Genomic DNA, 24,335 nt, shown 5'->3' with positions numbered 1-24,335 from the left:
ACAGGGGACTGCATATGTCTGATTTTCCAACGTCGGCGCGCGTCGTCATCATCGGTGGCGGGGCGGTCGGCGTTTCGTCGCTTTATCACCTCGCCAAGGCGGGTTGGACCGATTGCGTGCTGCTTGAAAAGAACGAGCTGACATCAGGATCGACATGGCATGCGGCGGGCAATGTGCCGACGTTTTCCGCCTCCTGGTCAGTGATGAACATGCAGCGCTATTCAGCAGAGCTCTATCGCGGGCTAGCCGCCGAAGTCGATTATCCCATGAACTACCATGTCACCGGATCGCTGCGGCTGGCGCATACCAAGGAGCGGATGCGCGAATTCCAGCGGGTGAAGAGCATGGGCCGCTATCAGGGCATGGATATCGACGTGCTGGGGGTCGATGAGATCAACGGGCGCTATCCGTTTATTTCGACGCATGAGCTCGAAGGCGCGCTCTACGATCCCAACGACGGCGATATCGATCCAGCGCAGTTGACGCAAGCTCTTGCCAAGGGCGCTCGCGATCTCGGCGCCAAGATCATCCGCTTTTGCCCTGTAACGGGTGCCAGGCGTGACAATGACGAGTGGGTCATCTCGACGCCGCAGGGCGACATTCGCTGCGAATACGTGGTCAATGCCGCAGGCTATCGCGCGCAGGAAATCGGCAGGATGTTCGGTCGCAACGTGCCGATGATGGTGATGAGCCATCAGTATCTGCTGTTCGACGAAATCCCGGAGATCGCCGCCTGGTCGCGCGAACATGGCCAAAAGCTGCCCCTGCTGCGCGACGTCGACTCCTCATATTATCTCCGGCAGGAAAAGAACGGCATGAATCTAGGCCCCTATGAGCGCAATTGCCGGGCGCATTGGGCGACTTCCGACGATCCGATGCCGGACGACTTCTCCTTCCAGCTTTTCCCTGACGATCTGGAGCGGCTCGAATGGTATCTGAACGATGCCATCGCACGCGTTCCGATCCTTGGCACGGCGGGTCTGTCGAAGATCATCAACGGTCCGATCCCTTACGCGCCGGATGGCAATCCGCTGATTGGCCCGATGCCTGGCGTTCCCAACGCGTTCGAGGCCTGTGTATTCACCTTCGGCATCGCGCAGGCCGGCGGGGCGGGCAAGGTCCTTGCCGAATGGGTGACCGAGGGCGCGACCGAGTGGGATATGTGGTCGTGCGATCCCCGCCGGTTTACCGCCTTCACCGATCCTGACTATTGTGTCGCCAAGGGTGTTGAAGTCTACGGGCATGAATACGCCATCCATTTCCCGCGCCACACATGGCCAACGGGGCGCAACAAGAAGCTTTCGCCGATCCATGACCGCATCGCCAAGCTCGGTGCACAGTTTGGTGCCTATAATGGCTGGGAGCGGGCCAACTGGTACGCGCAGCCCGGCGACGACACGTCTGAAGAATCCACGCAGACATTCCTGCGCGACGGACCCTGGCAGCAGCGTATTCGCGAAGAATGCCATGCGGTGCGCGACGCGGTCGGGATTCTCGATCTGCCGGGCTTCTCACGCTTCAAGGTGAGCGGCGAGGGCGCGCGCGCATGGCTGGCGACGTTGATTACCGGCATCGTTCCCAAACCAGGACGTATCGGACTTGGCTACTTTTCCGATGACAAGGGCCGCGTGGTCACTGAGATGTCGATAATGGCGATCGACGAGAATGTCTTCTTCCTGATCACGGCTGGTGTTGCCGAATGGCATGACAGGGACTGGCTACTGAATCATTTGCCGAACGGCAGTTCAATCAGCATCAGCAATGTGACAGAAGATTTCTCCTGCCAGATCGTGACCGGGCCGAAAGCGCGCGATCTGTTCCGCGATATCTGCAATGCCGATCTCGAAAAATCCTGGCTCTCGCACCAGACGACACAGATTGCCGGGCGTTGTTGCCAATTGGTGCGGGTATCGTTTGCCGGCGAACTTGGCTGGGAAGTCCACACCAGGGTGGCCGACACGGCAGCGATTTTCGACGCGGTGTGGGAGGCGGGGCAGAAATACGGGATCAAGCCGTTCGGCATGTTCGCGCTGGATTCGCTGCGTCTGGAAAAGGGTTACCGCGCGTGGAAGGGCGACCTCTCAACAGATTACACACCGCTGCAAAGCGGGCTCGAACGCTTCATCAAATGGGAAAAGCCCGAATTCCTTGGCAAGGCGGCGCTCGAAAGCGAAAAGCAGCACGGCGTGAAGAAGCGCTTCGTGACGCTGACTGTTGATGCAGGGGATTGCGATGCGCCTTACATGTCGACGCTTTGGCACGATGGCAATATTGTCGGCGAGACGACGTCGGGCGGCTGGGGCCACCGCATCGATAAGTCCATTGCGCTGGGCATGCTGAAGACAGAACTCACTGAACCCGGCACCGAAGTCGAGGTGGAAATCTTTGGCGAGCGCTTCAAGGCAACGGTTCATCCCGACCAACCGCTGTGGGACCCCAAAAACGAGAGAATTCGCGCATGAGCTTCCTACCGGCAAAGGCCCGGGCCGTCATCATTGGTGGCGGCATCTCCGGCTGTTCCGTCGCCTATCATCTTGCCAAGCTCGGCTGGACCGACATCGTTTTGCTTGAGCGCAAACAGCTCACATCTGGCACGACGTGGCATGCTGCGGGGTTGATCGGCCAGTTGCGCGCCTCGCAGAATATGACGCGGCTCGCCAAATATTCCGCGGACCTTTACGTCAAGTTGGAGGCAGAGACCGAGGTCGCGACCGGCATGCGCCAGGTTGGGTCGATCACCGTCGCGCTGACTGAGGAACGCAAGCACGAGATCTACCGGCAGGCGTCGTTGGCAAGGGCATTCGATGTCGATGTGCGCGAGATTTCTCCGCGTGAAGTCAAGGAGATGTATCCGCATCTTAACATCGAGGATGTGGTTGGCGCGGTGCATTTGCCACTCGACGGACAGTGCGACCCGGCCAATATCGCCATGGCTCTTGCCAAGGGTGCACGCCAGCGCGGCGCCAAGATCATCGAGAACGTCAAGGTCACCGAAGTTCTCAAGAAAAACGGCCGTGTGACGGGAGTTACCTGGGCGCAAGGTGAAGAGCACGGCACGATAGAGACCGATGTCGTGATCAATTGCGCCGGGATGTGGGCGCGCGATCTGGCGGGAACGTCGGGCGTGACCGTGCCGCTGCATGCTTGCGAGCACTTCTACCTCGTGACGGAGGCCATCGAGGGGCTCGGGCGTCTGCCCGTGCTGCGCGTTCCCGATGAATGCGCCTACTACAAGGAAGATGCCGGCAAGATGATGCTCGGCGCTTTCGAACCTGTAGCCAAGCCCTGGGGCATGAACGGTATTTCCGAGGATTTCTGTTTCGACCAGTTGCAGGAAGACTTCGAGCACTTCGAGCCGATCCTTGAAATGGGCGTCAACCGCATGCCGATGCTCGGTACTGCCGGGATTCACACTTTTTTCAACGGTCCTGAAAGCTTCACCCCCGATGACCGCTATTATCTCGGCGAAGTGCCGGAACTTGGCGGCTACTGGGTTGCAGCAGGTTACAACTCCATCGGCATTGTTTCCTCCGGCGGCGCCGGGATGGCGCTAGCGCAATGGATAAACGATGGCGAAGCGCCGTTCGACCTATGGGAGGTGGATATCCGCCGGGCGCAGCCGTTCCAAAAGAACCGGCGCTACCTGAAGGAGCGGGTGTCGGAGACACTTGGGCTGCTCTACGCTGATCATTTCCCGTACCGGCAAATGGCAACGTCGCGCAATGTGCGGCGCTCGCCCATCCACGAGCATTTGAAGGCCCGGGGCGCGGTCTTTGGCGAAGTTGCGGGATGGGAGCGCGCCAACTGGTTTGCCAAGGAAGGGCAGGAGCGTGAATACCGCTATTCGTGGAAGCGGCAGAACTGGTTCGAAAACCAGCGCGACGAACACCTTGCCGTGCGCACCAATGTCGGTCTGTTCGATATGACCTCATTCGGAAAAATCCGCATCGAGGGCCGTGATGCACTGGCTTTCCTGCAGCGGCTTTGTGCCAATCAGCTCGATGTCGAGCCGGGCCGCATCGTCTATACGCAGATGCTTAACAATCGCGGCGGGATCGAGAGCGACCTGACGATCACGCGGCTGTCGGATACGGCGTTTTTCGCGGTGGTACCCGGCGCGACGCTGCAGCGCGACCTTGCCTGGATGCGCAAGCACCTCAAGGACGAGTTCGTGGTCATTACTGATGTAACTGCCGCGGAGTCCGTGCTTTGCGTGATGGGGCCGAAATCACGCGAACTGATCCAGAAGATCAGCCCGAATGATTTCTCGAACGAAGGCAATCCGTTTGGGACGGCACGCGAGATCGAAATCGGCATGGGCCTGGCACGAGCACACCGCGTGACCTATGTCGGCGAGCTCGGCTGGGAGCTTTATGTCTCGACGGATCAGACAGCACATGTGTTCGAGGCAATCGAAGAAGCCGGCAAGGACCTTGGCTTGAAACTGTGCGGCCTGCACACGCTCGATTCCTGCCGCATCGAAAAAGCGTTCCGGCATTTTGGCCATGATATTACCGACGAGGACCATGTGCTCGAAGCCGGGCTGGGCTTTGCGGTGAAAGCGGACAAGGGCGATTTCATCGGCCGCGACGCTGTGCTGAGGAAGAAGGACGCCGGGCTTGATCGCCGTCTCGTGCAATTCCGCTTGAGCGATACCGAACCGCTGCTGTTTCACAACGAGGCGATTGTCCGCGACGGCAAGATCGTCGGGACGATCACGTCTGGCAATTACGGACATCATCTCGGCGGCGCCATCGGGCTGGGCTATGTGCCGAGCAAGGGTGAGAGCGCCGAACAGGTGTTGGCTTCCGACTATGAGATCGAGATCGCCGGTGTGCGCGTGAAGGCCGAGGCCTCACTGCGGCCGATGTACGATCCAAAGGCCGAGCGGGTGAGGATGTAGAACTGGCCGGGTTACCGGCCAGCTTTCCAACTCAATTCATGCTGGTGAGCACCGCACTGAACTGCTCCAGCGCCCAATCGACCTGATCGCGCTTGATGACGAGTGGTGGGGCGATGCGGATCGTATCGCCATGCGTATCCTTGGCGAGAATGCCGCGTTCCTTAAGCTCGTAGCAGAAACGGTTGGCGCCGCCGGCTTCCGGATGCAGTTCGACCGCCAGCATCAGCCCGCGCCCGCGTACTTCGCGTACGATATTGCTGCGAATGCCTTTGAGCTCTTGCAGGAAATAGTCGCCTTCGATGCGGGAATTCTCGATCATGTCTTCTTCGGTGAGCACCCGCAGCGCCGCGCGGGCAATGGCGCAGGCGAGCGGGTTTCCACCAAAGGTGCTGCCGTGCTGTCCGGGCTTGAGCACGCCGAGAACATCGCTGTTGGAAAGCACCGCCGAGACTGGGTAAAAACCGCCGGAGAGCGCCTTGCCGATCAGCGTTACGTCCGCTTCGATGCCTTCGTGCGCTTCGGCAAGCAAGGCGCCGGTGCGGCCAAGGCCAGTCTGGATTTCATCGAGGATGAGCGTGACGTTATTCTCGGTGCAGAGTTCGCGCACCTTGGTGAAATAGCCTTTCGGCGGAATGATCACGCCGGCCTCGCCCTGGATCGGCTCGACAAGAAAACCGACGGTGTTAGGGGTCAGTGCCGCCGCAAACGCGTCGATATCGCCGAAGGGGACGACCTTGAAGCCCGGCGCGAACGGGCCGAAATTGTCGCGGGCCGAAGGATCGGTGCTGAAGCCGACGATACCCATGGTGCGACCATGGAAATTATCGGAACAGACGATGATCTCCGCGGCGTTTTCCGGAACGCCCTTGACCTCGTAGCCCCATTTGCGCACGGCCTTGATGGCGGTTTCGACGGCTTCTGCGCCGCTGTTCATCGGCAGGATCTTGTGCGAGCCGGTGAGGGCGGCGAGTTCTTCATAGAACAGGGCCAACTGGTCATTGCGGAAGGCGCGGGAGGTGAGCGTGAGCTTGCCTGCCTGTTCGGTCATGGCTTTCAGGATCTTGGGATGGCAATGGCCCTGGTTGACGGCCGAATAGGCTGAGAGGCAGTCAAGATAGCGATTGCCGTCAATATCCCACACATACACGCCTTCGCCGCGCTCCAGCACCACATCGAGCGGCTTGTAGTTGTGCGCCCCGAGGCGGGATTCCGTCGAGATCAGATCAGCGGCTGTGTGCAGCAAAGTATCCTCCTATTGTGTCATACGTTCAGAGCGGCAGCGCTCTGTTCGGATAATGTCGGTTTGTCGAAAATCTGCCGGCCGAACAGGCTGGCAACGAGATCGACGAGAAGCAGGGCACTCTTGCCGCGCTCATCCAGAAACGGGTTGAGTTCGACTACGTCGAGCGAACCGACGACGCCGGAATCGTGCAGCATCTCCATGACGAGATGCGCTTCGCGGTAGGTCGCGCCGCCGGGAACGGTGGTTCCGACGCCCGGTGCAAAGGACGGATCGACGAAATCCACATCGAAACTGACATGCAGGATGCCGTTGGCCTTCTGTACGCGCTCGATAATGCGGCGCAGCAGTTTGACAACGCCGAACTCATCGATTTGCCGCATGTCGATGACATCGATGCCGCGCTCACGCAGAAGCACGCGTTCGGTCTTGTCGATGGAGCGAATGCCGAAGAGATGCAGGTTTTCCGGTTTGACGAAACCATGCGGCTCATCGCCAAAGACGCCTTCAAGGCCGGGTTCGCGGCAAAGGAGCGCTGCCGACATGCCGTGCATGTTGCCGGATGGGGAGGTGGCGGGCGTATTGAAATCGGAATGCGCGTCGAGCCAAAGCACGAACAATTCGCGGTTGTGCTCTTCACAATAGCGCGCGATGCCGCCAATCGATCCCATGGACAGGCTGTGATCGCCGCCAAGAATGACCGGGAACGTGCCGTTTGTCATCGCGTCATAGGTTTCGACGGCCAGCATACGGGACCAGGCAGCGATTTTCTCGATGTAATGCGCAAGTCCTTGGACAGGTGGAACAACAGGCAGTGTCTTCGGCAGGCGCAAATCACCGCGATCTTCCACCGGGTGGCCGAGGTCTTCGAGCATATGTATCAGCCCTGCGGTGCGCAGTGCGGCGGGGCCCATCAATGCGCCAAGCCTGCCGGCGCCTTCTTCGATCGGCGCGCCGATGACGGTCAGCTTCTGCTTGTGCGTGTCCTCGAAATTGTTCTGCATATTCATGAGCAGCTGTCACTCTCGCGTTTGAAGGGGTCCGGGATCCAACCAAGATTATCACGTTTCGGCGGTGATATTGGCACTTCGACGCGGTGACAAAAAGACAGCATCCTGATAGAAATGCACATATTAAAGCGCATTTTGCTCAATCAAATTGGTCAGATTGGTAGACGATGGATGATGTGGACCGCAAACTGCTGTCTTTGCTACGGGATGATTGCCGCATGCCGGTTTCATCCATGGCAACGATTCTCGGTATTTCGCGCGCAACGGTGCGCACGCGCATCGACAAGTTGACCACAAACGGCACGATCCAGAGCTTCACCGTCAACTTGAAGGCGGGTGCGGGCATTTATGGCGTTCGGGCCGTTGCCATGATCGAGGTGGCGGGGCAGGCCGCAGAAAAGGTTGTGCGGCGATTGCAAGGCTTCCCGGAAATCCGCGCGCTGCATACCACGAACGGACGCTGGGATATCGTTGCCGAAATCGAAGTCGAGACCCTCGAGGCTTTCGACCGGACGTTGCGCGACATTCGCCATATTGACGGAATCACCTCGACGGAGACAAGTATTCTGCTGTCGACGCGCAAGAGCTAGGGTATCCTGATATTCACGCCAAGACGGCCTGCAAATGGCACTTTTCTGCGCTCCGGTGCTCATGAACCGAAAAGTTCACTGCGCTCCGGTTCTCGAAAATCACCATTTTCGGCTCGTCCTGACGCGAATCTCAATATATCCGTGCCTAACGGTTAAGGAGGAGTGGTTTGCACATTCGTGAGATTCCATGGCTGGAACCTGTCGAAGCCGCTGAGCGATTGCAGCCGCTCGGGGGGCTGAGCTTTCTCGACAGTGCCATGCGTCACGACACCCTTGGACGCTACTCCTATGTCGCGGCCGATCCGTTCGGCAAGCTCGTCGTGGAAAAGAGCGTAGCGAGCTGGAATGGCGCCACCGTTGACCGGCATCCGCTCGAGGCGATTTCGCACTATCTCGACCTTTACCGGCTCGATGATCAGCCCGGTCTTCCGCCATTTCAGGGCGGCGCAATCGGCTATTTTTCCTATGAATTCGGGCGATTGCTGGAGCGCTTGCCGCAGCCGGATGCGCCGGCGCAAGGCTCGATGCCGGATGCCGTCTGGTATTTCTACGATGTGGTGCTGGCGTTCGATCATCAGGCCGGAAAAGCCTGGCTTTTGTCATCGGGATTGCCGGAAGCGGACGAGGTTGCCCGGCAAAGGAAAAGTATCGAGCGTTCCGAATCGTTCCTTCGGCTTCTGCGAGAGGAGCCGAAACAGGAAGCTTCGAATGTCGGGCAGCAGAGGATAGCGCGGGCGTCCTGGCGATCGAATTTCGAGCGTGAGGCCTATCTGCAGTCCGTTGCCAGGGTGGTGGAATATATCCTCGACGGCGATATCTTCCAGGCTAATATCGCGCAGCGCTTTATCGCCGATCTGCCGGAAGGCTTTGCAAAGTGGCAGTTCTATAAAGCACTGCGCCGGCGTAATGCCGCGACTTTTGCCGCCTATCTGGATCACGGCGAAATCGTGATCGCGTCAAGCTCTCCGGAGCGATTTGTTGCAGTCAAAGGCGATCAGGTCGAGACGCGCCCGATCAAGGGCACGATGCCGCGGTCGTTAGATCCCGACGAAGACAAGAAGTTGGCAGACATACTTCTCAAATCGGAGAAGGATCGCGCCGAGAACCTGATGATCGTCGATCTGATGCGCAACGATCTTTCCCGCGTTTGCCGTCCGCATTCCGTGCTGACACCCGTCCTTTGCGGGCTTGAGACCTATGCGAGCGTTCATCATCTGGTATCCGCCGTCACAGGGCGGCTGATGGAGGGCAGATCCTTGATGGATCTGATCAGGGCAGCTTTCCCCGGCGGGTCGATCACAGGCGCGCCAAAGCTGCGGGCGATGGAGATCATCACCGAGATCGAACGCGAGGCGCGGGGCGTCTATTGCGGTTCGATTGGTTTCATCGGCTTCAACGGCAATTTCGACGGTAATATCGGGATTCGCACCGTGCTGTTTCAGGGCGGCAAGGCCGTGTTTCAAGCGGGCGGCGGTATTACAGCGCTATCCGATCCTGCTGCCGAATATCAGGAAACGCTGGACAAGGCGGCGCGCATCTTTGCCGTCTTCGATCAGGGTGATGCGCCATGATCCTGATCATCGACAATTACGACTCCTTCGTCTTCACCGTGGCGCGCTACTTTGCTGAGCTTGGCGTTGAAGCGCAGGTCGTCCGCAATGACGCAATTACGGCGGCGGAAGTGGAGAAATTGACACCCGAAGCGATTGTCGTTTCACCGGGGCCGTGCGGGCCGCGTGAAGCCGGGCAATCGATGGAGATTATCCAGACGTTGAGCGGACAGGTGCCGATTCTCGGCATCTGCCTGGGCCATCAATGCATCGGCGAAGTCTTTGGCGGTAAGGTTGTGCGGGCGCAGGAACCGATGCATGGGCGGGCCTCGGCGATCAATCATGGCGGGTCAGACATTTTCAAGGGGCTGCCGAGTCCGTTCCGCGCCGGCCGCTATCACTCGCTGATCGTGGAGTCTGTCAAGGATGGCAGCGATCTGTCGGTTACCGCGCGATCCGATGCCGGCGAGATCATGGGGCTTACCCATATCAGTCACCCGACCTATGGCGTGCAGTTCCACCCTGAATCAGTGCTGACGGAATATGGCCATGCCATGCTGGGCAATTTCCTGCGGCTTTCGCGCCAGTTCAAGAGATTTGCGCCGTGACGACCTGCACATGGCGCTTTATTGCGATCCGGTGCTCATGAATCCGAAAGTTCACTGCGCTCCGGTTCTCGAAAATCACCATTTTCGACTCGTCCTGACGCAAATCTCAATAAACTGCAAGGCGCCGCTATTTTTGCCTCTTTGTTCGATATTCCTGTTGGTCGTAACGTCAATCATCCGCTACACACTCAACTGAACCACGCCGTCACTTATCCGGCGCAGTGTCAAAATAATCCATAGAGCCACAGGCAGGAGACAGACCATGCTTCGCAAGACCGATTTCTATATCGATGGAAAGTGGATAGCGCCGGTAGTGGCGAAAGAGCTTGAGGTGATCAATCCGGCCGACGAGCAGGCATTTGCCGTGATCTCGCTGGGTTCTGCAGCAGATGTCGACAAAGCCGTATCCGCCGCGCGCAAGGCTTTCACCACATGGAGCGTCACCAGCCGCGAAGAACGCCTCGCATGGCTTGAGAGACTGCTTGTCGTTTATAAATCGCGCATCGCCGATATGGCCAAGGCGATCTCGTCCGAAATGGGCGCGCCGATCACCATGGCGCTGGATGAACAGGCGGCATCCGGGACCGGCCATATCAAGGCTTTCATTCGGTCACTCAAAGAGTTCGAGTTCGAGCGGCCGCTAAACGGTCACGACACGGTTCGGCTTGCCTATGAGCCGATCGGTGTCTGTGGCCTGATCACGCCGTGGAACTGGCCGATGAATCAGGTGGTCCTGAAGGTTGTGCCCGCGATCGCCGCAGGATGCACCGTCATCCTTAAACCCTCTGAAATTGCCCCGATCTCGTCGGTGATTTTCGCAGAGATGGTCGATGCCTCGGGTTTGCCAGCCGGTGTGTTCAATTTGGTCAATGGTGATGGCCCATCGGTCGGCGCAGCCATGTCAGCTCATCCCGGCATCGACATGATGTCGTTCACGGGTTCCACCCGCGCCGGCGTTGCCGTAACGAAAGCTGCGGCCGATACGGTCAAGCGTGTATCGCTGGAACTCGGCGGCAAGTCGCCGAACATTGTATTTGCCGATTCGGATGTGGAGGCTGCGGTCAAGCGCGGCGTCGAGCATGTGTTCAATAATACCGGCCAGTCCTGCAATGCACCGACGCGCATGCTGGTGGAGCGCTCGGTCTATGGCAAGGCGACCGAAATCGCTGCAGAGACCGCCAAGGCCACCAAGGTCGGCGATCCATCGCAGGACGGCGATCACATGGGCCCGCTTGTATCTGAGATGCAGTTCAACAAGGTACAGGGACTGATCGAGCAGGGCATCAAGGAAGGCGCGCGGCTGATTGCCGGCGGTACCGGACGCCCTGAAGGCTTCAATCGCGGTTACTACGTCCGCCCGACGGTTTTCGCCGACGTCAACAATGACATGGTGATCGCCCGCGAAGAGATCTTCGGACCGGTGTTGGCGATGATCCCCTTCGATACGGAGGAAGAAGCGGTAGAGATCGCCAATGATACGCCATACGGTCTTGCCGCCTACATCCAGTCGGGCGATCGCGAGCGCATCAAGCGCGTGTCGAAGCAGTTGCGCGCTGGCATGGTGCGTATTAATGGTGCCGACCATGCGGCGGACGCTCCGTTCGGCGGCTACAAGCAGTCGGGCATCGGGCGAGAAGGCGGTCACTTCGGGATCGAGGATTTTCTTGAAGTGAAGGCGATAAGCGGCTGGGACGACGCTGCCTGAATGTCGGTTTGAAACTCTACTGCGGCGGTCATCTGACGCGATTTTCTGTGCTTCCGGTGCTCACGTACTTAATGTACGCTGCGCTCCGGTTCTCGAAAACCACGCCATCTGACTAGCCGCAGACTTTCAAGACGGACACTGAGTTTTAACTGACGAGACGCCATATTTGTCAGGAAGGCAGGTGCGGATAGATGGAAACAGAAACTCTCCCGGAATCCGCACCTGAAGACGACGATGTCAACATCTATGGTGAGGACGGTGCTGTCCGCACCTCCTATCTAGCACGTGTCGGCGCCGCCATCGCGGACCGGGATGTTCTGTTTCTAAGGTCGCATGTCGGCAAGCTGCACCAGTCGGAGCTTGGCCACGTCCTTGAGGCGCTGCAGCCGGATCAGCGCAGAGCGCTCGTTGAACTTCTGGGCGACGAATTCGATTTTGCCGCACTCACTGAGGTCGACGAAGCAGTTCGCCTTGAAATCGTCGATGCGATGCCGAACCGGCAGATCGCCGAAGGCGTTCAGGAACTCGATTCCGACGATGCTGTCTACATTCTCGAAGATCTCGAGCAGGAAGACCGCGACGAGATCCTGGCGCAGCTGCCGTTTACCGAACGGGTTCGACTGCGCCGCTCTCTTGGCTATCCGGAGGAAACCGCCGGTCGCCGCATGCAGACAGAGTTTGTCGCGGTGCCGCCATTCTGGACTGTCGGCCAGACCATCGACTACATGCGCGACAATGACGACTTGCCAGAGTCGTTCTCGCAGATATTCGTTATCGACCCGATGTTCCGGCTATTGGGCGCTATCGACCTCGATCGCATCCTGCGTACCCGGCGGGACGTAAAAATCGACGAGATCACACACGAGACGCGGCATGCGATCCCGGCGACCATGGACCAGGAAGAAGCCGCGCAAATCTTCGAGCAATACGACCTGTTATCGGCGGCGGTGGTGGACGAGAATGACCGGCTTGTCGGTGTTCTGACCATCGAGAACATCGTGGACGTTATTCAGGAAGAGGCCGAGGAAGATATCTTGCGTCTCGGCGGCGTTGGCGACGAAGAATTGTCCGATTCGGTGCTGTCCACGTCGCGCTCACGCACGCCCTGGCTGGTGATCAACCTGTTCACTGCTTTCCTCTCGGCATCCGTGATCGGCTTGTTCGATGGCACCATCCAGCAGATGGTGGCTCTGGCGGTGCTCATGCCGATCGTGGCATCCATGGGGGGCAATGCAGGCACGCAGACAATGACCGTGACGGTCCGCGCGCTGGCGACACGCGACATGGATATCTACAATGCTGGCCGCATCATCCGCCGCGAGGCGTCGGTGGGGCTTATCAATGGTGTTATTTTCGCGATCATGATCGGTGTTATCGCCGGTCTCTGGTTCGCAAATGTTAATATTGGCGGTATCATTGCTGCGGCGATGGTCATCAACATGCTTGCAGCCGCACTTGGTGGTATTCTGATTCCGTTGTTGCTGCATCGTTTCGGTGCTGACCCGGCTATAGCTTCGGCGGTGTTCGTCACCACGGTTACCGATGTCGTTGGTTTTTCATCTTTTCTCGGCCTGGCAACCTGGTGGTTTGGCTTCAAATAGCATCCGTTTAGCAAATTGTGGACTAAAGTTTACAACCGAATACAATCGTGCAATTGACTTTTACGTAATTGCGTGAGCAAAAGATTCAACCGATACAACTGGGGCTGTGTCTGCAATGCGCGAATATTACACCATTACTGAACTGACACGGGAGTTTGGCGTGTCGACGCGCACATTGCGGTTCTACGAGGATGAGGATCTGATTCATCCGGTCAGACGCGGACGGACCAGGTTGTTCCGGCCGTCCGACCGGCACTTGCTCAAGCAGATTCTTCGCGGCAAACGGCTCGGGTTCTCCATTGCCGAGATCCAAGAGATAATCCAGATGTACAGAGAGCCGCCCGGAGAAATGGGGCAGCTGCATCTGATGATGAAGCGCGTCGAGGAAAAGCGTGCAGAGCTGCGCCAGAAGCGCCGCGACATCGAGGAAACACTGGCCGAACTCGATCAGGTCGAGGAAGGTTGTATCGAGCGGCTGGCTGAGTTGGGCGTCAACACTTAAGCCTTACTGCGGGATGTTTTCCTGTGTGCAGATGCCAGCGATCTGTTGCATCTGCGGATCGTTTTGATCGCGCTTTCCCGCAAACATCTCATCGAAGATGCCCTGCGCTTCGGTCTGCCCGATGACGCAATCGCAGAACTTCTCGCAAAAAGCCTTGTCGTTGTCGTTCTGGCAGCTCTGCACACAGGCCTTGCCGAAGACCTCGCGTGGTGCCGGGACCGCGGGTGGGAACAGTTGTGAAACAAGAAAAACACAGGCGATAATCACTGGCTGATGGATCAGGTAGAAGGCGAGGCTGTGCCTGCCGATGAAGCGCAGGCCGCGATCGAGCCAGGATGGCGCGATGTTTCCGGAAAACAATTTGAGCGCATTGAAATGTTGCATCGTCTTGGCGAGCACCATGCCTGCAAGAACAGCGCCGAACCATGGAAAGATCGGGACGTAATCGTTTGATCTTATGATGATTTCCGAGAGGCCGAGCGGCCAGAATACCGGCGCGTCGAATGCCGGCGAGACGAAATAATGCGGAAGGGCAATGACCGCCGCTGCTGCGACTGCAATCACCAGCGCAGGCAATCGCAAAAACAACAGCCCAAGAACGCTTGCCGCCGCTATTTCGTGCAGGATTCCGAAAAACACGAAGGTCTCCGGCGTGACGTACATCGTGACGAGCGTGATCGCCAACGCGGCAGCGATGATCTGGGCGAGGCGAATGCCGAACGAGCGCCAGCGAATGCCGCGCCCATGCGCCAGCACAAGGCTGAAGCCGACAAGCGCGAGGAAAGTCGAGGCGATGACGCGGGCGTACAGTTTCCACGCGCCATGGCCGGTTGTTCCGGGTTCGAGATAGCCGAAAAACTCGAAATCCCAGCCCGTGTGGTAGGTCGCCATGGCGATAAGGGCGATGCCGCGCAACACGTCCAGCTTGCCGAGACGCGTCTTTGGGGGTGCATTCACAGTCTCGGCTCTATTCATGTGCAGGGAACTCGATCATTGCAGCAATTGGCGCAAGCTAAGTGAGTTGCGCTGCAAAATCCATCGTCTTTGACGCGCTGGCGAGGTAAGTTTTTTCTTACATATTCAAAGGTTTCTGTGAAACGGACATATTATGTCGCTTGATTGACTGCTATCGCTAGTCGCGCGGTCGAAACTCCAGCCTACGCTCGAATCAATGCCCCAAAGTCATCCCAGTGATCAATCAGGTTCGCCATCCTATCTGGATTACCACGGCCAAGCGCCCAACCGCGCGGGTCTTCGCGATCCTCTTTGGCATCGAATCGATGGCGCGGGCGATCATCACCAGTGTCGTGCCGATCCAGACCTACGATCTCATGCAGAGCGAGCGCGGGGTCAGCATTCTCTACACCTGCATGTCATTGCTCGGGCTGATCTCGACGCTTTCGATCCCGCTGCTCATTGTCCGGATTCCGCGACGCTGGGTCTACACGGCCGGAACCGTGTCCCTCATTCTCGGATGCTTTGCCTTCGCGCTCGATACGCTGCCGGGGCAGGCGGCAGGGCTATTCCTGCGCACGTTCGGCTCGGGAACCTTGTCGATCACGCTCAGCCTCTACATCATGGATCACATCAAGAGGGGTGAACTGGTCCGCGCCGAGTCCGTGCGAATGGCGACGGCGACGTTTGCCTGGACTGCCGGACCATTTCTCGGCGTTTTCCTCTATACACAAGTCGGTATGATCGCGCCGTTCCTGTTGTCGATAGGTTTCTCGCTGCTGCTGCTGACGCTGTTCTGGTATTTCCGCCTCAGCGACAATCCGGCGCTGCAGAAGGGCCCGAGCCGTCCGGCCAATCCTATCGCCAATGTGCGCCGCTTCGTCGTGCAACCGAGATTGCGGCTGGCTTGGCTGATCGCCTTTTCGCGCTCGTGCTACTGGAGCACGTTTTTCGTTTACGGACCGATCCTCATGGTCGCGACGGGGCAGGGTAATCTTGCCGGCGGTCTTTTGGTTTCGCTTGGCAATCTGTTTCTGCTCGGCTCCATCCTGTGGGGCAAGGTTGGCATGGCCAAGGGACTGATGCGGACGATTTCCGGTGTGTTCATATTGCTGGCCGTGGCGCTTATAGGAGCGGGCATTGCCGGCGAAAGATTTCCGATGGTGGCTGCGATCATGCTGCTTTTTGGAGCCTTTTTCTGCGTGGCTATCGACACGCTTGGCTCAACTACATTCATTCGTGCAGTCCACCCGCATGAGCGGGCACAGATGACGGCGGTTTACCGGACCTATCTCGATTTTTCCGAGATATTGCCGGCGTTTTTCTACTCGATCATCCTGACGTTTTTCCATCTCGGCTCGATCTTCATCGCACTTGCGGTGCTCATGATCTTCACGGCCGTGTTCGTCTGGCGCTATCTGCCGCGCGGCCTATAGGTCGGCGCTGACGCTGTTTTGCATCAGCACGTCTCGCGCCCTGGAAAAGAACTGGCGTCTGAGCAGCACGATGGCGACCAGCGTCGTCGTGATCATGAACAGCACGGGATGCAGAAACCATCCGAGATATCCGATGGAAAAGAAGATGCCGCGCAAGCCGCTGTTAAAATGCTGGCCGGCCTGAATGTTGATCCCGGCGGCGCGATTGATTCCCGCAAGCACAACCGGATCGTCGGGGCCCTTGTCGCGCGCCATCGGAACGCTGCCGATCAGGATCGAACAATAGTTGAAAAGACGATATGACCAGGCGAATTTGAAGAATGCATAGGCGAAGAGAACGAGAAGCCCGAGGATTTTTGTTTCAAACAATTGCTGGGTGGTATTGCCCAGGAACGGCAGGTCGTGAAACAGCGTCAGAACGCGGCCGGACGAATTTAAAAGGCCGAAACATCCGCCGATCGCCAGAATGGAAGTTGACGCAAAAAAGCCGGTGCCCTGCTGCAAACCGATCATGATGCTCGTGTCAATCATGCGCAATTCGCGTGTCGCCATGGTCGCCATCCATTGCCGCCGCGCCTGGTTCATCTCGTAGGTCAGGGATTTTTTGCCTAAAAACCCATTCGCGGTGGTATGGGAATAGAGCGCCCAGACGATGAAGAAATAGACCAGGGCAAATATGTCGAGCCAATAGGATGTGTTCGGGGCAGCTTCCATTGGATCTCTCTTTGAGCAACAACTGACGATTCGAATGTACGTGAATTTGATGGGTTCGCAAATCTCGCGAAGAAAGGGACTACAGGCTTTTTCTTTGACTTTTGCGCCGGCTGACTTATGTCGTATAAACGCAAGGTGAAGTCGGTTGCGGGCTGCGGCAAATGTCGCCAGCAGGCCATTATGCGACGCAAGTGATTTCACCAAGAGCCTGTTCGCAAACTCGACTTTCCGGACGGACTCTAAACTCAAAGGCGCTAAATGTTTCTGTCGGTTTTCGATCTGTATAAAATCGGCATTGGTCCTTCGAGCTCCCATACGATGGGCCCGATGACTGCTGGCAGCCTGTTTCTTGAGGAACTCAAGAGCGGGCAATGGCCACGGCCGACCGGCGTCAAGGTCGATCGTTTGCGCGTGCATCTGCATGGTTCGCTGGCTTTTACCGGCATCGGCCATGCAACCGATCGGGCTGTCATTCTCGGGTTGTGCGGCCTGTTGCCGGCCACCGTCGATCCAAACGAGATGGACGCGCTGCTCGAGACCGTGAAGCAGACGAAGCGCATTTCGCCCGAAGGCCATCCCCCCTATCGCTTCGATCCGGCAACCGATCTCATCATGGATCGGCGTACACCGCTTCCTGGTCACGCCAATGGCATGGCGTTCGAAGCCTATGATGTCGACGACCGTCTGTTGTTACGCCGTATTTTCTATTCGGTCGGCGGCGGTTTCGTCGTGACCGAGGAAGAGCTGGAGGCTGCGAAAACCCGCACCGCGCCGAAGCCGGAACATCCGGTGCCTTTCCCGTTCAAGAATGCCGCTCAGATGATGAGCATGGCGAAGGAAAGCGGTCTTTCCATTGCTGAAATGAAACGCAGCAACGAAGAAGTCTTCATGAGCCGCGATGAGCTGAACGCGGGTCTCGACCGGATCTGGGCTGCGATGCGCTCATGTATCGATCGCGGCCTGGAGCAGGAGGGCATCATGCCGGGCGGCCTCAAGGTCAAGCGGCGGGCACGCTATCTGCATGATCGCTTGCAGGAAGAGTGGCGGCAAAACCGCATCAATCCGCTGCTGGCCAATGACTGGCTCTCTGTCTATGCGATGGCAGTCAATGAGGAGAACGCAGCTGGCGGGCGGGTTGTGACGGCGCCAACCAATGGTGCTGCCGGCGTCGTTCCTGCGGTGCTGCGCTACTATCTGCATTTTCATGACGATGCCGACGAAAACGGTATTCGCGACTTTCTGCTGACCTCGGCGGCCATCGGCGGGGTGATCAAGACCAATGCGTCGATTTCCGGCGCAGAAGTCGGATGCCAGGGCGAAGTGGGTTCCGCATCCGCCATGGCTGCAGCCGGGCTTGCCGCAGTGCTTGGCGGTTCGCCGGAGCAGATCGAAAATGCCGCCGAAATCGCGCTGGAGCATCATCTTGGCATGACCTGCGACCCGGTTGCCGGTCTGGTGCAGGTGCCCTGCATCGAGCGCAATGCGCTTGGTGCGGTGAAGGCGGTTACAGCAGCTTCGCTGGCGGTGAAGGGCGATGGCACGCATTTCGTGCCGCTGGATGCCTGTATTGAAACGATGCGGCAGACCGGCGTCGATATGAACGAACGCTACAAGGAAACCAGCCTTGGCGGGTTGGCCGTTAACGTCGTCGAGTGTTGAGGAAAGGCCTTGGGGTTGTGGAGAAGCTGCCATTATGGTTGACGCCACAACCTGAAAGCGTAGATGCTACAGCATGGCCCTCAATCTCGTTAAACTCTGTGTCGGGTGCAGTGCAATCGAAGAACTCGCGGCGTGGATCGATTTCAAGCTCGATGAACGCAGGCGGGCAGGGTTGCCGGCTGAACAATTCCACACAACCCGCATGGTGCCAAAGCGCGTCGAGGAACTGCTCGACGGCGGGTCCCTTTATTGGGTGATCAAAGGCAATGTCCAATGCCGCCAGCGACTGACGGATATCCGGACCTTTACCGACGATGAAGGTATCTCACGCTGCCACCTCGTGCTCGACCCGCGCATCATTCCAACGGAATGGCAGCCGCGCCGGGCGTTTCAGGGCTGGCGTTATTTGACCAGCGAAGACGCGCCCTTCGATGAGGGGCACGGCAAGATCGGGCGGGCGAAACTGCCGCCAGAACTTCGCAACGAGCTTGCGGCTCTAGGCTTGCTCTAGGAAACCCGAAGTCTTACTGCCGACACACCGTTGCGGCTGTCAGCGTGCAAACGCAGTCGCACAGGCGGCATGGCGGCGCGGCGTGTGCGCGCAGCCTGACAAAGCAGCACATTCACCAGATCCATGGTCTTGAAGGCAGAGTTACCCCTGCGCAGGTCAGCAATCTTCATTGCAGCCTGTTGCAGGGCCTGCATGCCGCCGAAAAATGGCTTGGTTTCTCTGGCTGTCAGATCAGCCGGGCTATGTATTTCTTTGGTACTGGACATTCGCAAAACCCTTTACGCTATACAAATCGGGGTCTTTCGGATCGCGTGCCTTACGATTGCGGAGCAATGGCAAAGCAGTTGAATTTCTGGCGTTTCAGTGCGGCACAAGCAGTGTTGGCTTCCTTGGCGGAGGGGATGCCGGCAAAGCGAGCCCGGTGATAGGTTGTCGAGCCCTTCTGGAACTTTTCCGTATAGGGCGAGAGTGCTGCGATCGGACCGCCAACCTGTGCGGCTGCCTTGGACAGCATTGCCTTGGCTTCTTCAGGGCTGCCGACCGAAGCGATCTGTACCATCCAGCCGCCCGAAGGCGCCGATGCGGTTGTTACCGGATCGACCTCGTCCACATCGCCTTCGCCGATTTCAACCTTCGGCGATGGGGCAGGGACATGCAAAATACGTTCGGCTGGCGATGGAGTTGGTGCCGGTTCTGCGTAGGCCGTCACGACCTCTGCGGGCTGTTCGACCATTGCCTGCTCACGTTGAACGGGGATTGGCGCCTCGTCGCTCGCGGGGAGTTCAACAGCCGCGACCTCGACCTTGCTGTTCTTGCGCGAAGCAATCAGATTGCCGCCATCACGGCGCGATGCCGCGGGGAGATATTTGGCAATGAGACCCGCCATTTGGGCATCGCGTGCCGGTGTGCTGGACCCGCCCATGACGACGGCGACGAGCTTCTTCCCGTCAGTGCTGACAGACGAAACCAGGTTGAAACCGGAAGCGCGGGTATAGCCGGTCTTTATACCATCAACACCCTGGATCTTGCCGAGAAGGCGGTTGTGGCCAACGATACGGCGGCCACGATAGCTGAAGCTTCGGGTGGAGAAGTAGCTGTAATATTGTGGGAAATGCTCACGAAGAGCGACGCCCAGCAATGCGAGATCGCGTGCGGACGAATGCTGGTTGGGGTCAGGCAGACCGTTTGCATTGCGGAACTGCGTATTGCGCATGCCGAGTTGGCGGGCCTTGTTGGTCATCATCACTGCAAAGCGCGGTTCAGAGCCGCCGAGGAACTCTGCGATGGCTGTGGCCGAGTCGTTTGCCGATTTGGTGATGAGCGAGAGAATCGCAGCTTCCGCGCTGATCGTCTGTCCGGGCTGGAAGCCAACTTTTGTTGGCGGCTGCGCTGCCGCATAGGCGGAGACGGGGATTGGCGTCGATTTGGAAACCTTGCCGGATGCCATCGCGTCGAACAGCATATAGATCGTCATCATCTTCGTCAGGGATGCCGGGTAGCGCTGGGCATCCGCGTTGGATGAATACAGCGTCTTGCCCGTATTGGCATCGACGACGATAGCCGCTTCTTTCGAAGCTGCGGCTGCCAAAGGCGATTCAGCGATGTTTATCCCGGCGCCTAACAGCAGAGCCAGAAATGCATAACCCAATTTTTGTACGTAGTTGGAACCTTGGTGGGCCTTATGATGCACAATCAACACCTGCTCGAATATGCGCGTAGAAACTTTCCTGATGACCCTGATACATCAGAACGAATTTGTGGACTTTAGTCGCACCAGCGTTACCAAACTGTTTATGGTAACCGGGCCGTTCACCTTTTCCGCAATATTTGGGTTAAATTTTAGATTAATATTGCACCGCGGTATAAATTTGACTTTTTGTGCACTGCACCCTACCTCTGGGTGGGTAGGAAATTTCAACTTTGAAAGGATCTACAAATGGCCACTCCGTTCGAAACTCTGAATGAATCGGGCAAGGAATTTGCCAATACCGCGATGAAGAGCGTTTCGGCTCTCACCCATGGGTTGCACACGATCGCCAACGAGGCGGCCGACTATTCCAAAAAGTCATTCGAAGAGAGCAGTGCACTCATCGAAAAGCTGGCTACCATCAAGTCGCCTGAACAGATATTTGAAACACACAGCGTCTTTTCGAAAAAGGCATATGAAGCCTTTGTTGCTCAGGCGACGAAATTCGGTGAGCTCTATGCCGATCTCGCCAAGGAAGCCTACAAGCCCTATGAGGCAGCCGTAGCGAAGGTGACGAAGTAAATATCATCTACTTTGCCACTACAAAAAGCCCGGCTGCCACGCGCAATCGGGCTTTTTTTATTTCTGCGGGGCAATTCGGCCTTTGCAACCGCAACTTGATATTGCAAGCTTCAGGAGAGGGCTTAAAATCAAGCCGGAGCGACCTACATAGAATGCATAGAGCGACACACTATAAGAATGCGGGTATCGGAAAAGATGAAGCGGTTTTCACCCATGATGCAGGATGAGGACAAGGGAAGCGGCAACGGCCCCGGTAGGGGAACGGCTGTCATAACCCGGACCAAACCCAAACTGAAAAAGCCCAGTCTTTATCGCGTGTTGCTTCTGAATGACGATTACACGCCCATGGAATTCGTCATTCACGTCCTGGAGCGGTTTTTCCAGAAGAACAGAGAAGATGCTACACGCATCATGCTCCATGTGCATAATCATGGGGTCGGAGAATGTGGTGTCTTTACCTATGAGGTCGCGGAGTCCAAGATGACCCAAGTCATGGACTATGCGCGGCAAAACCAACATCCGCTGCAATGCGTGATGGAGAAAAAGTGAGGTTTCATGCCATCTTTCTCACCTAGTCTGGAGCGCGCCCTGCATCAGGCGCTGACAATTGCCAACGAGCATCATCACGAATATGCGACGCTGGAGCATCTGCTTCTCGCGCTGATCGATGATCAGGATGCAAGCAGTGTCATGCGTGCGTGCAATGTCGACTTGGCTCAACTGACGCGAACTGTGACCGACTACGTCGACAACGAACTGGATAACCTTGTCACCGGTTACGATGAGGATTCCAAGCCGACTGCGGCTTTCCAGCGCGTTATCCAGCGTGCGGTCATCCACGTCCAATCCTCCAACCGCGAAGAAGTGACCGGAGCCAACGTTCTTGTCGCTATTTTTGCCGAACGCGAAAGCCATGCGGCTTTCTTCCTGCAGGAACAGCAGATGACCCGCTACGATGCGGTCAACTACATTTCCCATGGAATTTCCAAGCGCCCTGGCGCCTCGGAGCCGCGCACCCCGCTCGGAGCCGAGAGCCCCAACGAAGACAGCCATGCCGCTGAGTCGGAAGAAGGCGCGACCAAGAAGAAGCAGGACGCCCTGTCGGCCTACTGCATCAACCTGAATGATCGCGCCAAGGCCGGCAAGATCGATCCGCTTATCGGCCGTGATCAGGAGATCAACCGGACGATCCAGATCCTTTGCCGCCGTTCGAAGAACAATCCGCTTTACGTCGGCGATCCCGGCGTTGGCAAGACTGCCATCGCGGAAGGTCTCGCCAAGCGCATTGTCGAAGGCAAGGTTCCAAGCGTCCTCAGCGATGCGACCGTATTCTCGCTGGATATGGGCACATTGCTTGCAGGGACGCGCTATCGCGGTGATTTCGAAGAACGTCTGAAGCAGGTCATCAAGGAGCTCGAAGAGTTTCCTGGCGCGATCCTGTTCATCGACGAAATCCACACGATTATCGGTGCCGGGGCCACGTCCGGTGGTGCGATGGACGCTTCCAATCTCTTGAAGCCAGCGCTTTCGACGGGTGCCATTCGTTGCATCGGTTCAACGACTTACAAGGAGTTTCGCCAGTTCTTCGAGAAGGACAGGGCGCTTGTACGGCGTTTCCAGAAGATCGATGTCAATGAACCGTCGATCCCCGATGCTATCGAGATCATGAAGGGTCTGCGGCCATATTTCGAAGACTTCCACAAGGTCAAGTACACTGTGGAGGCGATCAAGTCGGCGGTCGAACTTTCAGCGCGCTACATCAATGACCGCAAATTGCCGGACAAGGCGATCGATGTCATCGACGAGACCGGTGCCAGCCAGATGCTGTTGCCGGAGGCGAAACGCAAGAAGTCGATCGGCGTCAAGGAAATCGAGGCAACCATCGCCACGATGGCTCGCATCCCGCCGAAGACTGTTTCGAAAGATGACGAAGCCGTGCTCTCCAATCTCGAGGCGGAACTGAAGCGCGTTGTCTACGGTCAGGATCTTGCCATCGAAGCACTGTCGTCCTCGATCAAGCTGGCACGTGCCGGCCTGCGCGAGCCGGAAAAGCCGATCGGGTCCTACCTGTTCTCCGGTCCGACCGGCGTCGGCAAGACCGAAGTCGCCAAGCAATTGGCAGCCTCGCTCGGTGTGGAACTCCTGCGTTTCGACATGTCGGAATACATGGAGCGCCACACGGTATCGCGCTTGCTCGGTGCACCTCCCGGTTATGTCGGCTTCGATCAGGGCGGCCTTCTGACCGACGGCGTCGATCAGCACCCGCATTGCGTGCTGCTGCTCGATGAAATCGAAAAGGCGCATCCGGACCTGTTCAATATCCTGTTGCAGGTCATGGATCATGGCAAGCTGACTGATCACAACGGCAAGCAGATCGATTTCCGCAATGTGATTCTGATCATGACGACCAATGCGGGCGCATCCGATGCGGCGAGAGCGGCAATCGGCTTCGGCTCGTCGCGTCGTGAAGGCGATGACATGGAAGCGATCAACCGGCTGTTCACGCCGGAGTTCCGCAACCGTCTCGATGCGATCATTCCGTTCGGTGCGTTGCCGGTTCCGGTTATCCATCAGGTGGTGCAGAAGTTCGTCATTCAGCTCGAGGCACAGCTTGCCGACCGCGGCGTGACGTTCGATCTTCAGCTGGAGGCCATCGCCTGGCTTGCCGAGAAGGGCTACGACGATCGTATGGGTGCGCGGCCGCTTGGCCGCGTCATTCAGGAGCACATCAAGAAGCCGCTGGCGGATGAGGTGCTGTTTGGCAGGCTGAAGAAGGGCGGAACAGTTCGCGTTTCGGTTGCCGAGAAGCCTGATGGTTCGAAAGGTCTGGTTCTCGACTACATCGCCGACGAAGTCGTGGTGAAGCCGAAGAAGGAAATACCGGTCGAAAAGAAGCCATTGGCGAAGAAGAAGCCGGCACCGAAGAAGCCGCTTGAAAAAGCCGGGGCCGATGTGTCGGCCACCAGGAACGTCGCTTCGCTGCCACCCAAGGCATCCGTGCCAAAAGTGCCTCGGAAGAAATAATCAAAAAGGCCACCTTCGGGTGGCCTTTTTCTTGATGGCATCCGTTCTTCCGTTTATCG

General features: G+C 57.6%; 20 protein-coding genes. 14 read left to right on the top strand and 6 right to left on the bottom strand.

The window, feature by feature from the left end:
- The first annotated feature begins 14 nt into the window (after nucleotides 1-14).
- Together LB462_RS07875 and LB462_RS07870 are read left to right on the top strand one after the other, a co-directional pair.
- On the top strand, nucleotides 15-2,462 hold the full coding sequence (locus tag LB462_RS07875) for a GcvT family protein (RefSeq protein WP_224506740.1): 2,448 nt from the start codon (nucleotides 15-17) through the stop codon (nucleotides 2,460-2,462).
- Complete coding sequence (locus LB462_RS07870; protein ID WP_224506739.1) at nucleotides 2,459-4,903, top strand: GcvT family protein; 2,445 nt, start codon at nucleotides 2,459-2,461, stop codon at nucleotides 4,901-4,903. Before LB462_RS07875 ends, LB462_RS07870 begins: the two co-directional genes overlap by 4 nt.
- A gap of 31 nt (nucleotides 4,904-4,934) precedes the next feature.
- Here the strand turns inward: LB462_RS07870 and rocD are convergent, their stop codons facing one another.
- Nucleotides 4,935-6,143, bottom strand: coding sequence for an ornithine--oxo-acid transaminase (gene rocD, locus LB462_RS07865; RefSeq protein WP_224507102.1), 1,209 nt, complete (start codon nucleotides 6,141-6,143; stop codon nucleotides 4,935-4,937).
- 20 nt (nucleotides 6,144-6,163) lie between these two features.
- Entirely contained in the window at nucleotides 6,164-7,153 is a 990-nt protein-coding gene (gene rocF, locus LB462_RS07860; RefSeq protein ID WP_224506738.1) for an arginase, read from the bottom strand.
- Nucleotides 7,154-7,320: 167 nt separating this feature from the next.
- Between rocF and LB462_RS07855 the strand changes: the two genes are divergently transcribed.
- From LB462_RS07855 to LB462_RS07830, 6 genes are all read left to right on the top strand, one after another.
- A complete protein-coding gene (locus tag LB462_RS07855; RefSeq protein WP_210003636.1) occupies nucleotides 7,321-7,743 on the top strand; it encodes an Lrp/AsnC family transcriptional regulator in 423 nt (140 codons plus the stop codon).
- Between the two features lie 167 nt (nucleotides 7,744-7,910).
- A complete protein-coding gene (gene pabB / locus LB462_RS07850; protein WP_224506737.1) occupies nucleotides 7,911-9,314 on the top strand; it encodes an aminodeoxychorismate synthase component I in 1,404 nt (467 codons plus the stop codon).
- Complete coding sequence (locus LB462_RS07845) at nucleotides 9,311-9,901, top strand: anthranilate synthase component II (RefSeq protein WP_224506736.1); 591 nt, start codon at nucleotides 9,311-9,313, stop codon at nucleotides 9,899-9,901. The genes pabB and LB462_RS07845 overlap by 4 nt, the downstream gene beginning before the upstream one ends.
- 262 nt (nucleotides 9,902-10,163) lie before the next feature.
- On the top strand, nucleotides 10,164-11,606 hold the full coding sequence (locus LB462_RS07840; protein WP_224506735.1) for an aldehyde dehydrogenase family protein: 1,443 nt from the start codon (nucleotides 10,164-10,166) through the stop codon (nucleotides 11,604-11,606).
- 191 nt (nucleotides 11,607-11,797) lie between these two features.
- On the top strand, nucleotides 11,798-13,207 hold the full coding sequence (gene mgtE, locus LB462_RS07835; RefSeq protein WP_224506734.1) for a magnesium transporter: 1,410 nt from the start codon (nucleotides 11,798-11,800) through the stop codon (nucleotides 13,205-13,207).
- A gap of 115 nt (nucleotides 13,208-13,322) precedes the next feature.
- On the top strand, nucleotides 13,323-13,709 hold the full coding sequence (locus LB462_RS07830; protein ID WP_224506733.1) for a MerR family transcriptional regulator: 387 nt from the start codon (nucleotides 13,323-13,325) through the stop codon (nucleotides 13,707-13,709).
- Nucleotides 13,710-13,712: 3 nt separating this feature from the next.
- On the opposite strand, the gene LB462_RS07825 is transcribed toward LB462_RS07830, so the two are convergent.
- Entirely contained in the window at nucleotides 13,713-14,684 is a 972-nt protein-coding gene (locus tag LB462_RS07825; RefSeq protein WP_224506732.1) for an acetyltransferase domain-containing protein, read from the bottom strand.
- A 215-nt stretch (nucleotides 14,685-14,899) separates the two neighbouring features.
- Here LB462_RS07825 and LB462_RS07820 point away from each other — a divergent pair, with 215 nt between their 5' ends.
- Entirely contained in the window at nucleotides 14,900-16,099 is a 1,200-nt protein-coding gene (locus LB462_RS07820) for an MFS transporter (RefSeq protein ID WP_224506731.1), read from the top strand.
- Here LB462_RS07820 and LB462_RS07815 read toward each other — a convergent pair.
- Nucleotides 16,094-16,813, bottom strand: a complete 720-nt coding sequence (locus tag LB462_RS07815; RefSeq protein ID WP_224506730.1) for a DUF599 domain-containing protein — start codon at nucleotides 16,811-16,813, stop codon at nucleotides 16,094-16,096. The genes LB462_RS07820 and LB462_RS07815 overlap by 6 nt on opposite strands.
- Nucleotides 16,814-17,071: 258 nt before the next feature.
- Between LB462_RS07815 and LB462_RS07810 the strand changes: the two genes are divergently transcribed.
- On the top strand, nucleotides 17,072-18,472 hold the full coding sequence (locus LB462_RS07810) for an L-serine ammonia-lyase (RefSeq protein WP_224506729.1): 1,401 nt from the start codon (nucleotides 17,072-17,074) through the stop codon (nucleotides 18,470-18,472).
- Between the two features lie 73 nt (nucleotides 18,473-18,545).
- Nucleotides 18,546-18,983, top strand: coding sequence for a DUF1489 family protein (locus LB462_RS07805; RefSeq protein ID WP_224506728.1), 438 nt, complete (start codon nucleotides 18,546-18,548; stop codon nucleotides 18,981-18,983).
- On the opposite strand, the gene LB462_RS07800 is transcribed toward LB462_RS07805, so the two are convergent.
- Together LB462_RS07800 and LB462_RS07795 are read right to left on the bottom strand one after the other, a co-directional pair.
- On the bottom strand, nucleotides 18,980-19,249 hold the full coding sequence (locus LB462_RS07800; RefSeq protein WP_114430024.1) for a hypothetical protein: 270 nt from the start codon (nucleotides 19,247-19,249) through the stop codon (nucleotides 18,980-18,982). The genes LB462_RS07805 and LB462_RS07800 overlap by 4 nt on opposite strands.
- Nucleotides 19,250-19,299: 50 nt before the next feature.
- Nucleotides 19,300-20,673: an SPOR domain-containing protein gene (locus tag LB462_RS07795; protein ID WP_224506727.1), complete on the bottom strand. Its 1,374-nt coding sequence runs from the start codon at nucleotides 20,671-20,673 to the stop codon at nucleotides 19,300-19,302.
- 246 nt (nucleotides 20,674-20,919) lie between these two features.
- Here LB462_RS07795 and LB462_RS07790 point away from each other — a divergent pair, with 246 nt between their 5' ends.
- The 3 genes from LB462_RS07790 to clpA all read left to right on the top strand — a co-directional run bounded on the left by LB462_RS07790 (nucleotide 20,920) and on the right by clpA (nucleotide 24,276).
- Nucleotides 20,920-21,252: a phasin family protein gene (locus LB462_RS07790; protein WP_224506726.1), complete on the top strand. Its 333-nt coding sequence runs from the start codon at nucleotides 20,920-20,922 to the stop codon at nucleotides 21,250-21,252.
- A 195-nt stretch (nucleotides 21,253-21,447) separates the two neighbouring features.
- Nucleotides 21,448-21,801, top strand: a complete 354-nt coding sequence (gene clpS, locus LB462_RS07785; RefSeq protein ID WP_112529322.1) for an ATP-dependent Clp protease adapter ClpS — start codon at nucleotides 21,448-21,450, stop codon at nucleotides 21,799-21,801.
- A 6-nt stretch (nucleotides 21,802-21,807) separates the two neighbouring features.
- A complete protein-coding gene (gene clpA, locus LB462_RS07780; RefSeq protein ID WP_224506725.1) occupies nucleotides 21,808-24,276 on the top strand; it encodes an ATP-dependent Clp protease ATP-binding subunit ClpA in 2,469 nt (822 codons plus the stop codon).
- The last annotated feature ends 59 nt before the right edge of the window (nucleotides 24,277-24,335 follow it).

Origin of the sequence: Phyllobacterium chamaecytisi (assembly GCF_020164455.1) — a bacterium.
Classification (GTDB): Bacteria; Pseudomonadota; Alphaproteobacteria; order Rhizobiales; family Rhizobiaceae; genus Phyllobacterium; species Phyllobacterium chamaecytisi.
Note: the sequence above shows the minus strand (reverse complement) of the source record. Positions and strands in the feature narration are given on the sequence as shown.

Excerpts from the sequence above, each read along its gene's own strand:
- LB462_RS07875 (WP_224506740.1), top strand. The coding sequence starts at position 15 with ATGTCTGATTTTCCAACGTCGGCGCGCGTCGTCATCATCGGTGGCGGG.
- LB462_RS07870 (WP_224506739.1), top strand. The coding sequence starts at position 2,459 with ATGAGCTTCCTACCGGCAAAGGCCCGGGCCGTCATCATTGGTGGCGGC.
- rocF (WP_224506738.1), bottom strand. The coding sequence starts at position 7,153 with ATGAATATGCAGAACAATTTCGAGGACACGCACAAGCAGAAGCTGACC.
- LB462_RS07855 (WP_210003636.1), top strand. The coding sequence starts at position 7,321 with ATGGATGATGTGGACCGCAAACTGCTGTCTTTGCTACGGGATGATTGC.
- LB462_RS07845 (WP_224506736.1), top strand. The coding sequence starts at position 9,311 with ATGATCCTGATCATCGACAATTACGACTCCTTCGTCTTCACCGTGGCG.
- LB462_RS07840 (WP_224506735.1), top strand. The coding sequence starts at position 10,164 with ATGCTTCGCAAGACCGATTTCTATATCGATGGAAAGTGGATAGCGCCG.
- mgtE (WP_224506734.1), top strand. The coding sequence starts at position 11,798 with ATGGAAACAGAAACTCTCCCGGAATCCGCACCTGAAGACGACGATGTC.
- LB462_RS07830 (WP_224506733.1), top strand. The coding sequence starts at position 13,323 with ATGCGCGAATATTACACCATTACTGAACTGACACGGGAGTTTGGCGTG.
- LB462_RS07825 (WP_224506732.1), bottom strand. The coding sequence starts at position 14,684 with ATGAATAGAGCCGAGACTGTGAATGCACCCCCAAAGACGCGTCTCGGC.
- LB462_RS07815 (WP_224506730.1), bottom strand. The coding sequence starts at position 16,813 with ATGGAAGCTGCCCCGAACACATCCTATTGGCTCGACATATTTGCCCTG.
- LB462_RS07810 (WP_224506729.1), top strand. The coding sequence starts at position 17,072 with ATGTTTCTGTCGGTTTTCGATCTGTATAAAATCGGCATTGGTCCTTCG.
- LB462_RS07805 (WP_224506728.1), top strand. The coding sequence starts at position 18,546 with ATGGCCCTCAATCTCGTTAAACTCTGTGTCGGGTGCAGTGCAATCGAA.
- LB462_RS07800 (WP_114430024.1), bottom strand. The coding sequence starts at position 19,249 with ATGTCCAGTACCAAAGAAATACATAGCCCGGCTGATCTGACAGCCAGA.
- LB462_RS07790 (WP_224506726.1), top strand. The coding sequence starts at position 20,920 with ATGGCCACTCCGTTCGAAACTCTGAATGAATCGGGCAAGGAATTTGCC.
- clpS (WP_112529322.1), top strand. The coding sequence starts at position 21,448 with ATGAAGCGGTTTTCACCCATGATGCAGGATGAGGACAAGGGAAGCGGC.
- clpA (WP_224506725.1), top strand. The coding sequence starts at position 21,808 with ATGCCATCTTTCTCACCTAGTCTGGAGCGCGCCCTGCATCAGGCGCTG.